Consider the following 13,494-nt stretch of genomic DNA (forward strand, 5'->3'; position numbering starts at 1 on the left):
ACAGCCCTACTTCTGTTGAGCAGGATGGTCGCTCGCGGGTTCTGCGGCCCCCTGCGGGAATAGCCGCTGGCGCAACGTCTGGCCCACGGGTTTCTCGCTCAGCAGACCTCGCTGCTTCAGCGCCGGTATCACCCAACGAGAAAAATCTTCAAAGCACCCCGGCGACAGCCACTGCGCCAGATTAATACCATCGGTATCACTTTCATCAAGCCACGCTTCAAGCTGCGCCGCCACACTTTCACCGCAGCCAACAAACGTCTTTTGCCGCCCCAACCCCTCTTCGGGATGGAACACTTCGCGCAGCGTTTTTGGCGGCAGCCCTTCTTCACCAGTCACCATTTTGAGCAGAGAGCGGTTAGAGTTGGTCTGCTGCCATTCCAGCGGCGCATCAAGCGAATGAGCGGAAAGATCGACCCCAGTGCTGGCACCGTAGTGAATCAGCGCTCCCTGTAGATCGTAATGTGCGCGGCGTTTGGCAAAGCTTGCCTGCGCCTCTTCTTCCGTCGCGCCGGTTATCACCGTCACCGCGCTGATAAACTTAATCGCCCCCGGTGCGCGCCCATGTACCGCCGCCTGCGCTTTAATCGCCGCGACCTGTTTTTTCACGCCGCTGGCGTCCAGCCCGGCAACAAAGACCACTTCCGCATGGCGCGCCGCAAAATCAACGCCGCGCGGCGATCCTCCGGCCTGGAAAATGACCGGTGTTCGCTGTGGACTGGGTTCGGAAAGGTGGGCATCGGGCACCGTAAACCAGCGTCCCTTATGAGCCACCGGATGAACGCGCTCCGGGTCCGTATACACACCAGCCACCTTATCGCGCTTCAGCGCCGCTCGCTCCCACGAATGCTGCCACAGCTTATAGCTAACGTTAAGAAACTCATCGGCACGCTCATAGCGTTCATCATGATCCATCTGCTTTTCCAGCCCAAGATTACGCGCGGCGCTTTCCAACTGCGAGGTCACCACATTCCAGGCGATACGCCCCTTCGTCAGGTGGTCGAGGGTGGTAAATTTTCGCGCCAGCAGGTAGGGCTGCTCGTAGGTGGTGGACACCGTCACGCCAAAGCCCAACCGCGAGGTTTGCGCCGCCATTGCCGAGACCAGCAGCAGCGGGTCGATAAGCGGCGACTGGATCCCCTGAGCCAGGGATGCCGCCGGGCTTCCCTGCCAGCTATCAATCAGCCCCAGCGCATCGGCGATAAACAGACAGTCGAACCCCTGCTCCTCCAGCAGCTTTGCCAGCCCCACCCAATACTCGATGTCGGTATAGCGATAGCTGTTGTCCTGTGGGTCACGCCACATCCCATAGTTAATATGCGAGACCGCCGCCATGGTAAACCCACTGAGAATGATGTTATTACGCATTTTATTTACCGAAATAAAAAAAACTGACCATAAATAAAACCCCGGATATCGACAATGATTAAATCCGGCATATCAAAGCTAAAAAATGCAAATAGTAAAAAGAGAAAACAAAATAAGAAATGCGCATTTATTCTCTTTTTTTACTGATGCTAGTATCGCCCTTCAGTCTTGATATCAACATAAAAAACGACTGACAAAATATAAAAACACCTGCTTTGCACATCGGACATCGCTATGAATAAAAAAGAAATTATCGCCGGGATATCGCTATCCCGCCGTAAGTTATTACAGCTCACCGCTATTTCTACCACATTAGTGATGGGATTAGGCGTCCCGGCGTTGTCATTTGCAGATGACACCGATGAAAAGTCGCGCTATGGCAAGACATTAATTATTGGTCAGGCACTGGAACCGACTATTTACGATCCCAACCGCCAATATTCTTATGAAACCTATCGGGTGGATAAACATATTTATGAATCGCTGGTCGCGGAAGATTTATCCGTCCCAGCGGCGAAAGGCACCCCACCAATTATTCCCGGCCTGGCCACCCATTGGGAAATTAATGACAATGCGACGGTCTTCACCTTCCATCTGCGCGAAGGGGTTAAATTCCACGACGGCACCACGTTTGACGCCGAAGCGGTACGTTTTAACGTCCGTCGCTTTACCGATCCGCAGTTTGAATACTTCGACGCCCGTTCGCAGGCCACCATGGCTCAGGTTTATCACGACTTGAAATCAATTGAGGTCGTTGACCCCCTCACCGTGCGCTACACCTTTAATCAACCGTTCCCGGATTTCCTGCGCTTTCTGCCGCAAGGCAACTGGGTGTCCGGCATCTTCAGCCCTGCCGCCTTACAAAAATGGGGGCAAGACGGGCTGGCGGATCACCCTACCGGCACCGGGCCTTACCGCTTTGTGCTGCGGGTGCGTAACGACCGCACCGAACTGCTGCGCAATGACGATTGGTGGGGCAAAAAACCCTATATGGAACGGCTAATTTTCCGCCCAATCCTCGACGGCAGCACCGGCGTGAGCGCCCTGCAATCGGGCCAGGTCGACATTCTCTCCCGTACGCCAACCGACGCCGTCGACCTGCTGACGCAAAGCGGCTATACGGTGCACGACAGCACCGAAGCCAACCAGCTATTCCTCGGCTGGAACTTCGCCAATAAGTACACCAGCCAGTTGGCGGTGCGTCAGGCGGTGATTAAAGCCATCAACCGTGAGGAGCTGGTGAAATCATTGCTTAACGGCCACGCGGTGGCGAGCTATAGCATTCTCAACCGCTCCAACGAAGCGTTCCTGGCATCGCAAAAAGACTACACCTACGACCCGGAAGGCGCCAAAAAACTGCTGGCCGATGCGGGATTCAAACCTGGTGAAGTCAGCTTTACCATCATCACCTACGACCAGAATCAGCCGGTTATTGAGTGGATCCAACGCGATCTCAGCAAAGTGGGCATTACCGTTAAGGTCGTCTCGCAGGAGTGGATAACCTATAGCTCTCATCTGGCAAACCTGGCGGACGACACCGGGCTATTTACCATGGAATGGGGGCTGATTAGCCCGCAGTGGTTAAACGTCGCGTGGAAAAACTACGTGGTTTCGCGTGGCAAAGGCGAGAAGGTGATTACCGACGTCGCGCCGTTGATTGCGCAGGCGAGCATCACCACCGACAAGCCAAAAGCGTTGGCGCTGTGGCATCAGGTGAACCAGCAGTTCCAGCAACAGGCGGCGTTTGTGCCACTGCTGGAGCTTAACCGTGTGTTTACCACCTCACCGGCCGTGCAGGGCTTTAACGTTCCGGCGCAGAATTTCTACGACCTGACCCAAGTGTGGTTGAAACCATGACTCGCCTGCTGCTGTTGCGGCTTGTGCAGACGGTGCCGCTGCTGTTTTTGATCTCGCTGCTGGTGTTTCTGATTGCCAAGCTGGTGCCTGGCGACCCGATCGCCAACGCGCTAGCAGGACAGCTCTCCGCCGAGGCTATCGAACAAATTCGTCACGTCTACGGACTGGATAAACCGGCTGCGGTGCAGTATCTGCTGTGGGTGAAAAACCTGTTCAGCGGCGATTGGGGAATGTCGCTCACCATGCGTACGCCGGTAGCCGACGTGCTCGGCGGGGCGTTTGCCAATACGGTTATCCTGACCGTTGCCGCCGTGCTGCTGTGCCTGATCCCCGGCGTGATTATCGGCGTGGTATGTGGGCTGTGGCAGGGTACGCGGCGCGACCGTCTGGTGATGCTGGTGGTTCAGCTCGCCCACAACGTGCCCATCTTCTGGCTGGCGGTGTTTTTCATCTGGCTGTTTGCCGTCAAGCTGCACTGGTTTCCGGTATCTGGCATGTATGACATGCGCGGAGACCGGGGCCTTGTTGACCTGCTGCACCATCTGTTTTTGCCGGCCCTATCAACGGCGCTGATTTCAATGCTGATCCTCGCCCGCCAGGTCCGTAACAGCGTTATCGGGATTATGCAGGCCGACTATATCCGCACCTACCGGGCGCTCGGCTATTCCACGCCCCGTCTGCTGTGGCGGCACCTGGGTCGCAACCTGCTGGCTCCTATCGTCAGCATTACCGGATTGCAAATTGGCTACCTGCTCAGCGGCGTGATTTTTATCGAGAAGATCTTCGCCTGGCCGGGTATTGGCACTCAGCTTTATAACGCTGCTGCGGGACAGGATTACCCCACCATCCAGACCGGCGTGATGCTGATTGCCGCCTGCTTCCTCGCCGTTAACCTGATAAGCGATGTCCTACAGGACTGGCTGGATCCCCGCCACGAAGGAGCCCGTTAATCATGACTGTTTCAACGTTCCTGCGTCGGCTTTCCCGACACGGGCTGGCGCTGCTCGGACTGGGGATTTTTCTGACCGCCGTGGTGCTTTCCCTCGCCGCACCGTGGGTTGCGCCCTACGACCCGCTAGTATCGTTTGACGGCCTGCGCCTTGCTCCACCGGGCACACCGGGACATCTGTTGGGTCTTGATAATCAGGGGCGCGATATCACCAGCCGACTGATTTGGGGCGGGCGCACGATTCTCGCCGCGTCGGTGCTACCGATAGTCTTTGCCGCGCTAGTCAGCCTGGCGCTCGGTCTACTGGCGGGCTTTCGCGCCTCGGCCTTCTCCGAGCTGATTATGCGTACCATGGACATGCTGTTCGCCTTCCCCATGGTGCTACTGGCGATTGGTCTGTCGGCGGTGCTGGGCAGCGGCTACCCCACGCTAATTATCACCCTGATTTGCAGCGTAATCCCCTATCTCACCCGTGTGGTCTATCGCGATACCCGTACCGAGGTGGCGAAAGAGTACGTCGAAGCGCTGCGCGCACAAGGGGCGAGCAGCCGCGACATTCTGTTTCGCGAAATCTTACCCAATGTCGCCACCCCGCTGCTGGTGTACACCACCTCGCTGCTCGGCGGCATGGTGGTGTTCCTCGCCGGGCTGAGTTTCCTGGGCCTCGGCGTCCAGCCGCCGCAGGCTGACTGGGGGCGAATGGTTGGCGAAGGCGCGCAGATGATGATCTTCGGTGCTCCCCATATCGCGACTGCGCCTGCCGTGGCGATCGTTCTGCTGTCGCTGGCGTTTAACTGGTTAGGAGATGGCCTGCGCGATCTCCTCGATCCTTATCAGTAAGGGGAGACGACAATGAGTCTGTTAACCATTTCCCATCTGAACGTGCTGTTCCACCACCAGAACGTGCAGGCGGTCGACGACATTTCCCTGACCATTGCGCCGGGTGAAATCCTGGCGCTGGCGGGCGAGTCAGGCTCCGGTAAGAGCGTAACGGCGGCGGCAATCCTCGGTCTGCTCCCTGCTTCACAGGTAACGGTCAGCGGCAGCATTACCTTTGACGGCAAGCCATTGCTGCACCAGTCCACCGCGCAGCTAAACCGTCTGCGCGGCCACGAGATTGCGATGGTGTTTCAGAACTCGCTCTCGACCCTCGACCCATCGTGGCGCATCGGCAAACAGCTTCAGCACAACCTGAAGCGCCTGCACCCGGAGCTGGGGCGCACCGCGCTACGCGAAGCCGCGCTGGCGTGGCTCACGCGGATGAAAATCCGCGAGCCGGAGCAGGTGATGTCGCGCTTTCCACACCAGCTCTCCGGCGGGATGCGCCAGCGGGTGCTGATTGCGCTGGCGGCGATGTGCCGCCCTCGCTTGCTGATTGCCGACGAACCCACCACGGCGCTGGATGCGACCGTACAGCGCGAAGTACTGCAATTGCTCAAAGCGCTGTGCCAACAGCAGCAGATGGCGATGCTGATTATCACCCACGATTTCGGCGTCGTCGCCGAACTCAGCGACCGCGTGGCGGTCATGCGGCAGGGGAAAATCATCGAGAGCAACACCACGAAGGCGCTGATCGCCGCGCCTCAGCATCCCTATACCCAGTCACTGCTGGCGGCAGTACCCTACCCCAACACCGCTCCACTGCTCACCCCGCATCCTACGGGCACACCACTGCTGCAAGCCCGGGGGTTGGGGCGCGACTTCTGGCGTCGGGAAACCACCGGCTGGTGGCCGAAAAAAGTCACCACCACGGCGGTGGACGGCATCAACCTCGACGTCGCACGCGGTGAGATTGTCGGCATTATCGGCGAATCGGGTTCCGGAAAATCAACGCTGGCGCGCCTTCTGGCGCAGCTGGTGCCGGCCAGCCGGGGCGAGCTGCGTCTGGCCGGCAACGTGGTGGACGGTAGCAGCAACCCCGCCTCGGTGACCGCGCTGCGCCACCAGCTGCAGTGCGTTTTTCAGGATAGTCTCGCGTCCTTCAACCCGCGCCTGACGCTGGAAGAACAGCTGGTACGCCCGCAGTTTCGTCTGGGTACAGCAGCGGATCGCCCACAGGCCGTCGCGCGCGCGACGACGCTATTTGCAGAAGTGGGTCTGGATGCCGCACTGCTGCAGCGCTTCCCCCACCAGCTTTCCGGCGGCCAGCGCCAGCGCGCCAATATCGCCCGTGCGCTGGTGGTTAACCCCAGCATCCTGCTGCTGGATGAACCCACTTCTGCGCTTGATCTCACGGTTCAGGCGCAGGTTATGACCCTCTTAACCCGGATGCACCAACAGCATGCGCTGACCTGCCTGTTTATCAGCCATAACCTCGCGCTGGTGTCGCAGTTCTGCCAGCGCATCGTAGTCATGGCGCACGGCATCGTGGTGGATGATTTCGCACGCCACGAACTGTACGCCGCCGACCGCCATCCGGTCACCCAGCAGTTGCTGGACGCCAACTATCTGCTGCCCTCCGGCAACGCAGATACCGCGTTAAAACGTTTTGCCTGACCTTTTTGACTAAGGACGCACTATGACAAGCGCCAAAAAACAGTTGTTATTCAATGGATTTATGATGAACGTCGTCGGCCACGTTTCCGCCGGGCTGTGGCGACACCCGGACGATCGCGCAAGCGAATACACCACCCTCGACTACTGGTTGCATATTGCTCGTCTACTCGACAACGCCGGATTCGACGCCATGTTTATCGCCGATGCGCTGGGACAGATTGACGTCTATCAGGGCAAGCCCGACGCAGCCCTGCGTACCGCCGCACAGTCCCCGGTTAACGATCCTTTGCTGCTGGTGTCAGCGATGGCCGCCGCCACCCGCCAACTCGGTTTCGGCATTACGCTCTCGACCACCTACGAGCACCCCTATCTGCTGGCACGCAAGTTCACCACGCTCGATCACCTGACCAAAGGCCGGGTGGCGTGGAATATTGTCACCTCGGTTCTGGAGTCCGCTGCCCGTAACCTCGGGCTGGAAAAACAGATGGATCATGACGAGCGCTATGAACGGGCGCAGGAGTTTCTTGAGGTGACCTACAAACTGTGGGAAGGCTCATGGGAAGACGGCGCCGTTCGCCGTGATCGCCACGCCGGGGTCTATACTGACCCGAGCAAAGTGCATCCAATCCGCCATCAGGGCCGCTGGTTCACGGTGCCGGACGCGCATCTTTCTGAACCGAGCCCACAGCGGACGCCGGTGCTATTCCAGGCGGGCACCTCCGATCGCGGCCGCCTGTTTGCCGCGCAGAATGCCGAAGTGGTATTCCTCGGCGGCACCACGCCACAGGCCATCGCTCAGAACATCGATAAAATTCGCACCCTTGCGCATCAACAGGGACGCGCCGCTGACGCCATTCGCTTTATTACCGCCATTAGCGTGGTGGTCGACGACGATGACGACAAGGCGCACGCCAAATTCCAGGATTACCTCAGCTACGCCAGCCAGGAAGCTGCGCTGGCGCTGTTCTCCGCCTGGACCGGAGTGGACTGGTCCGGCTGGGCGCTGGATGAACCGCTCAAATACATTGAAACCAACGCCAGCCGCTCGGCGCTGGCCGGGCTGACCCGCATTGATGCCGAACGTCAGTGGACGGTAGGCGATATTAGTCGCTACATCGCCATCGGCGGTATTCATCCGACGCTGGTCGGTAGCCCGCAGACCGTGGCCGATGCGCTGGAGGCATTTGCCGATGCGTCCGGCGTCGACGGTTTCAATCTCGCCTACGCCATCAGCCCCGGCAGCTTTGAAGACTTTGTCCGTTGGGTGGTACCTGAGCTTCAGGCTCGCGGGCGCATGCGCCGCGTCGACGGTTCGTCGCTGACCCTGCGCGAGCGCCTACAGGGCGAGGGGCAAATAACACTGCGCGACGATCATCCCGGCACCCAATTCCGCCACCTCGACACCCACTACGTGGAGGAGGCGAAATGAGCATTCATTTGCATTGGTATCTGCCAACCAACGGTGACAGCCGGGGGATCGTTGGCGCAGGCGACGACTCGCAGCACATCAGCGGCATAAGCGGGCAGTTCCGCCCGGCAACGCTCGATTACCTGATCGACATCGCCCGCAGTGCTGAACGGCTGGGCTTTGAAGGGGTACTCACGCCCACCGGAAGCTGGTGCGAAGATGCCTGGCTATCCACCATGGCCATCAGCCAGCACACCGAACGACTGAAATTTATCGTCGCGTTCCGCCCCGGTTTTATCTCCCCCACGCTTGCCGCGCACCAGGCCGCCAGCTTCCAGCGTCTGACCGAGGGGCGGCTGATGATCAACATCGTCACCGGCGGCGACCCGATCGAACAGCGTCGCTATGGCGACAGGCTGGATCACGATCATCGCTACGCCCGCAGCAGCGAATTTATTGCCGCCTTTAAAGGCGTTAGCCATGCCCGGAATAACGGCCAGCCGTTCGACTTTCACGGCGAACACTATCAGTTGGAACAGGCCACTCTGCTGCCCTCGCCGTGGCCCGTCCCACCGGTCTTTTTCGGCGGTTCCAGCCCGGCGGCACAGCAGGTCGCCGCTGCTCAGGCAGATACCTGGATTAGCTGGGGTGAACCGCCTGAGCAGGTCGCCCCGCAGTTGGACATCGTTCGCACGCTGGCCCGCGCTCAGGGTCGCACACCGCGCTTCGGTATCCGTTTTCATGTTATCAGCCGGGATACCGAAGAGGAGGCCTGGCGCGAAGCGGCGCGACTGTTGAACGGCATTACGCCGGAGCGTATCCGCAGTGCGCAAACCCTGCTGGGACGCACCGAATCCGTCGGTCAAAAACGCATGAGCGCGCTGCTGGACGATATTTCAGCCGATCAGGTGAACCCGGACAACGTTCGCCTGCTGGAGATTGCACCCAACATCTGGAGCGGCTACGGGCTGGTGCGCGGTGGCGTCGGCACCGCCATTGTCGGCAGCCATCAGCAGGTGGCGGAGAAGATCCAGGCCTTCCACAGCATAGGCATTGAGCACTTTATTTTATCCGGTCAGCCGCACCTTGAAGAGGCTTACTGGTTTGCCGAGGGCGCAGGAGCCCTGCTACGTCGCAGCGGATTGCTGGCATCACCGTAATTAACCATAAAAACATCGCAAATAAGCACTCAGGAGAGAAACCATGAGCCACGCTCAGGACATTTATGCAGGACTTGACCACCAGGAATTCGCCCACTGGAAAACGGTAGCCCAGGAGGTCGCGGATCGCCTGTACGCGACCTTACAGGAACGCGACCGAGCCAATAAGCACCCGTTTGAAGAAATTGACTGGCTGCGTCAAAGTGGCCTGCTGAAGCTGGCCGTACCAAAATCACTCGGCGGTGGTGGCGCCAATCTGGTACAGGCGCTGGAAATTGGCCGCATCATTTCCGCCGCCGACGGCTCGCTGGGCCAGCTCATCACCTATCACTACTCTAACGGCGTGTGGAGCTACATTCTCGGCAACCGCGAGCAGTGGGAGTTTATTGCCCGCGGCGTCGCCAACGACGGCTGGTTCCAGTCAAGCATCAGTAACCCGCGCGATCCGCGCCTGAAGCTGGAGTGGGACGGTAGCGACCTGTACGTCACCGGACGCCGAACCTTCGCTACCGGCGCGGCCGTCTCTCAGGTGATGACCATCGCCGTGTGGGTGGAAGATCAACTGGTGCAGTACCAGGTCACCGCCGACCAACCGGGCATCACCTTTAATGACGACTGGGATAACCTCGGACAGCGCCTGACCGCCAGCGGTACGCTGGAGTTTAACCGCCTGCGCCTGCAAGAGAAGGATCGCCTGACCGGGCTGGAAGAGAAGCCAGAGAGTGCGCTGCTGCGCAACGCGCTGCGCAACCAGTTCAGCCAGTTGATTTTCGTTCATTTCTACCTCGGCATTGCCGAAGGCGCGCTGAAGCAGGCTGCAATCTACTTCCGCGACACCGTGCGCCCGTGGCCGGAATCCGGCGTCGAAAGCGCGCTGGAAGACCCGTACCACCGCCTGAAAGCGGGCGAACTCGCGTCCGATCTGGCCGCCGGGATTGCGCTGGCGGAAAAAACCGCCCAGGCCTTCCAGGATGCCTTCCACGCGGGCGATGCGCTGACTGAAGCGCAATGGGGCGAACTGGCGCTGCTGACCGACCAGGCCAAGGTTATTGCCAACAACGTGGCGCTGAAAATCAGCCATGAAATCTATGAGCTGACCGGCGGGCGCTCCACCAGCAACCAGTACGGGCTGGACGTTTTCTGGCGCAACGTCCGCACCCACACTCTGCACGACCCGGTGGCCTACCGCACCCGTGAAGTGGGCGATTATGTGTTAAGCGGCAAGCTGCCAACACCGCGCGTTTACGCGCCACCGAAGCGCTAAGGACATGACCATGCCGGAGATTCGGATTATCGACGACCCCGCGAACCTGCTCGCCGCTGCCGCCGTGTTTCGCCAGGCGATGTTTGGCCTACCGGGCGGCGTCACGCCGGTTAGCGAGTGGGCTGAGCGCTACGTAGTACCTGGAAGGGTCTACGGTGCCTGGCTCGACGGGCAATTGGTGGGGACCACTAACAGCTTCCCCGGCGAACTGACTCTGCCGGGCGGCCAGCGCGTGCCCCACGCCGCCGTCACCCACGTCGGCGTATTACCGCACGTGAGCCGACGCGGCGTACTGCGCACGCTGTTTGCTCGTCAGTTGGCGGATCTCCACCAGCAGGGCGTCGCCGTGGCCTCGCTGCGCGCCTCACAGGGAACAATCTACGGTCGCTTTGGCTACGGCGTCGCCACAGCGGCGCAGGAGTTGCGTATTGATAAGCGCGAACTTCCCGCTCTACCGACGGCAGACGGCAACATCCGATTGCTTGTCGCCGCCGACGGCTGGGAGGTACTACGGGATATCGTGGCCCGCTACCCGCTCGCCCGCGCCGGTACGCTCAGCCGCTGGCCGCAGTGGTGGGCATTGCAACAGCATCGGCTGGCGCACAGCCATCTGAATCACTATGTGGCCGTGGTGCTACATCACGGCGAGCCGCAGGGTTTTGTCCGCTATCACGCCAGAGCCGACGAAAATTGGCTCTACAGCACCGAACGCACGCTGGTGGTGGACGACCTGCACGCTGCCGACCCGCAACTGGAGGCACAGCTACTGGGCTTTTTGCTACAGCTCGACATCGCCCGCTACGTCGAACTGCCCCATCGCCCGGTGGATGATGCCCTGCCTCTGCTGCTGGACAACCCTCGGGCGGTGCAGCAGCGCGCCCGGGTGGATGAGAGCTGGCTACGAGTGATTAACGTCGAGCAAACGCTCAACGCCCGACGCTATGGCGACGGCGAAGCGGTCACGCTGGCAATTGACGATCCGTGGATCGCCGCCAACCATGGCGTCTGGCGGCTGACTCCGGACGGCGTACAGCGCAGCGCCAGCCCGCCTGATATTTCGCTCAGCATCGATAGCCTGGCGATGCTGCTGCTCGGCGAGTACACGCCGTGGCAGCTTGCTGCCGCCCAACGGGTAGACCTTCACCATTCTCAGGCAGCGGCACGCTTAGCGCGTCTGCTGGCCTGTCATGAACATCCCTGGTCAGGGATCTTCTTCTAATTTTTCTGGAGATTTTTATGCACAGCATTCGTTGGCCTCTGGTGGGCCAAACGCTTTCCGCCGCCCTGTTATTGGGCGCAGTAGCCCCGGCCCTTGCCGATGAGGCGGCCCCCCAGCCCGGCGGGACGCTGAAGATAGCCTCGCTACAGCCGGATCTGGACGCGTTTGATCCGCTGACCGGTTATTCGGTCGACTCCTGGGAGATCCTGCGGGCGGTAACCCGTCAGTTGGTCACCTACCCCGGCTCGCCGAAAAGCCTGAAGGACGACACCACGCTGGTGGGCGATCTGGCGAAATCATGGGACGTCAGCGCCGATGGTAAAACCTACACTTTCCATCTGCGCGACGGCATTCACTACGCCGGGCCGACCACTCGCCCGATTGTGGCCAAAGACTTTGTCTACGCCATCAAACGCTTCTGCGACCCGAACAAGCAGGTGGCGGCGGTGAACTACTTCAACCTCGCCTTCTCCGGCTTTGCCGACTATTGCAAAGATTTCAGCAAGGTTGCCACTGGCGATCTCGTGGCCAGCAAAGCGTTTATCGACAGCCACGACATTGCTGGCGTTAGCGCGCCGGACGATAAAACGCTGGTGCTGCGCTCCGACAGCAAGAACTACGATTTCCTAAATATTCTGTCGATGAACTTCGTCACGCCGCTGCCGGAAGAGGTCGCCTCCCTCTATTTCCCGGATTCACAGGAGTTTCGCAAAAACTTCCCGTCCAGCGGCCCGTATGAGGTCGCAAGCTACGCCAGCGGGCAGAAGCTGGTGCTGAAAAAGGTCGCAAACTACAACCATGCGGAAGACCCGGCGCGTAAAGCCTGGGTGGATGCTATTGAGGTGAGCTTTACCGGCAACAACGAAGATAGCGTGATCCAGCGTATTCAGGCGGGCGACGCTGATTTATCGCTGTACCTCGACGTGCCGCCACAGGCCGCCGTGCGTCAGTATCTGGTGCAGAAAAGCCCGAATCTGCACGCCGCCAACAGCGGCGCGGCAAACTTTATCGCCATCAACGCCCAGCCGCAGGCTAAAAGCGCTGGCGCAACGGCGCTACGCAATCTGAAAGTCCGCCAGGCGCTGGCCTATGCGGTGAATAAAGCACACCTGGTTCAAGCGCAGGGTGGAAAAATTGCCGCCCTGCCGCTGGGACAAATCATCACCAGCACCCTGCTTGGACACGAAGCCTTTGATCCTTATGCTACGCCGGACAGTAAAGGCAGCCCGGAAAAAGCCAAAGCGTTGCTTAAGGAAGCCGGGCTTAACGACGGGCTGGCGCTGGATCTGGTCTACCGTGCCAACAATCAGTTCAGCACCCTGGCGGTGATCCTTAAAGAAGATCTGGCCCGCGCGGGGATTCGCCTGAACCTGATCCCAGTACCGCCGCCGCAGTTTATGGCCTATCTGCAAAGCCCGGAAAACCGTTGGGATCTCGCGCTCGGGCAGACCTCTCCTGACTGGCAAGGCCCGGCAACCCGTATGCTGCTCGGCGGCTGGCTGAACTCGGACGCCTCACCGTGCGGACGCGGTAACGTTTACGCCATCTGCTACAGCAACGACAAGCTGAATCAACTGGCAAAACAGGCCTATGGTTCCGATAACCCCGGTCCTATCTGGCAGCAGGCTGACCAGCTAGTCTCCGCCGACCTGCCGTGGATCCCGCTGTTTGAGAAGCGCCGCATTGCGGTGACCTCTGACCGGGTGACCCACTGGACGTGGTCGTCGCTGGCCACCCAGGCTGATATCACCAACATTGCGCTGAAGCCGTAACGGA

General features: G+C 59.8%; 10 protein-coding genes. 9 read left to right on the top strand and 1 reads right to left on the bottom strand.

Annotation, left to right across the window (positions count from 1 at the left end; translation table 11 throughout):
* Positions 1-6 precede the first annotated feature (6 nt).
* Positions 7-1,365, bottom strand: coding sequence for an LLM class flavin-dependent oxidoreductase (locus ACH1XZ_RS08600; protein ID WP_395595191.1), 1,359 nt, complete (start codon positions 1,363-1,365; stop codon positions 7-9).
* A 234-nt stretch (positions 1,366-1,599) separates the two neighbouring features.
* Here ACH1XZ_RS08600 and ACH1XZ_RS08605 point away from each other — a divergent pair, with 234 nt between their 5' ends.
* The 9 genes from ACH1XZ_RS08605 to ACH1XZ_RS08645 are packed head-to-tail and all read left to right on the top strand — an operon-like array spanning position 1,600 to position 13,490.
* Complete coding sequence (locus tag ACH1XZ_RS08605; RefSeq protein WP_395595192.1) at positions 1,600-3,222, top strand: ABC transporter substrate-binding protein; 1,623 nt, start codon at positions 1,600-1,602, stop codon at positions 3,220-3,222.
* On the top strand, positions 3,219-4,172 hold the full coding sequence (locus ACH1XZ_RS08610; RefSeq protein ID WP_395595193.1) for an ABC transporter permease: 954 nt from the start codon (positions 3,219-3,221) through the stop codon (positions 4,170-4,172). Before ACH1XZ_RS08605 ends, ACH1XZ_RS08610 begins: the two co-directional genes overlap by 4 nt.
* A gap of 2 nt (positions 4,173-4,174) precedes the next feature.
* Positions 4,175-5,011, top strand: a complete 837-nt coding sequence (locus ACH1XZ_RS08615; RefSeq protein ID WP_395595194.1) for an ABC transporter permease — start codon at positions 4,175-4,177, stop codon at positions 5,009-5,011.
* 12 nt (positions 5,012-5,023) lie between these two features.
* Positions 5,024-6,667, top strand: a complete 1,644-nt coding sequence (locus tag ACH1XZ_RS08620) for a dipeptide ABC transporter ATP-binding protein (protein ID WP_395595195.1) — start codon at positions 5,024-5,026, stop codon at positions 6,665-6,667.
* Between the two features lie 22 nt (positions 6,668-6,689).
* Entirely contained in the window at positions 6,690-8,096 is a 1,407-nt protein-coding gene (locus ACH1XZ_RS08625) for an LLM class flavin-dependent oxidoreductase (RefSeq protein WP_395595196.1), read from the top strand.
* Positions 8,093-9,235: an LLM class flavin-dependent oxidoreductase gene (locus tag ACH1XZ_RS08630; protein ID WP_395595197.1), complete on the top strand. Its 1,143-nt coding sequence runs from the start codon at positions 8,093-8,095 to the stop codon at positions 9,233-9,235. The genes ACH1XZ_RS08625 and ACH1XZ_RS08630 overlap by 4 nt, the downstream gene beginning before the upstream one ends.
* Before the next feature lie 43 nt (positions 9,236-9,278).
* Positions 9,279-10,499 (top strand): acyl-CoA dehydrogenase family protein, encoded by a 1,221-nt coding sequence (locus ACH1XZ_RS08635; protein ID WP_395595198.1) that lies wholly within the window; start codon positions 9,279-9,281, stop codon positions 10,497-10,499.
* A gap of 10 nt (positions 10,500-10,509) precedes the next feature.
* Positions 10,510-11,718, top strand: coding sequence for a GNAT family N-acetyltransferase (locus ACH1XZ_RS08640; protein WP_395595199.1), 1,209 nt, complete (start codon positions 10,510-10,512; stop codon positions 11,716-11,718).
* A 17-nt stretch (positions 11,719-11,735) separates the two neighbouring features.
* A complete protein-coding gene (locus tag ACH1XZ_RS08645; protein WP_395595200.1) occupies positions 11,736-13,490 on the top strand; it encodes an ABC transporter substrate-binding protein in 1,755 nt (584 codons plus the stop codon).
* The last annotated feature ends 4 nt before the right edge of the window (positions 13,491-13,494 follow it).

It is taken from the genome of Kluyvera chengduensis (genome assembly GCF_044197065.1).
Classification (GTDB): domain Bacteria; phylum Pseudomonadota; class Gammaproteobacteria; order Enterobacterales; family Enterobacteriaceae; genus Kluyvera; species Kluyvera ascorbata_C.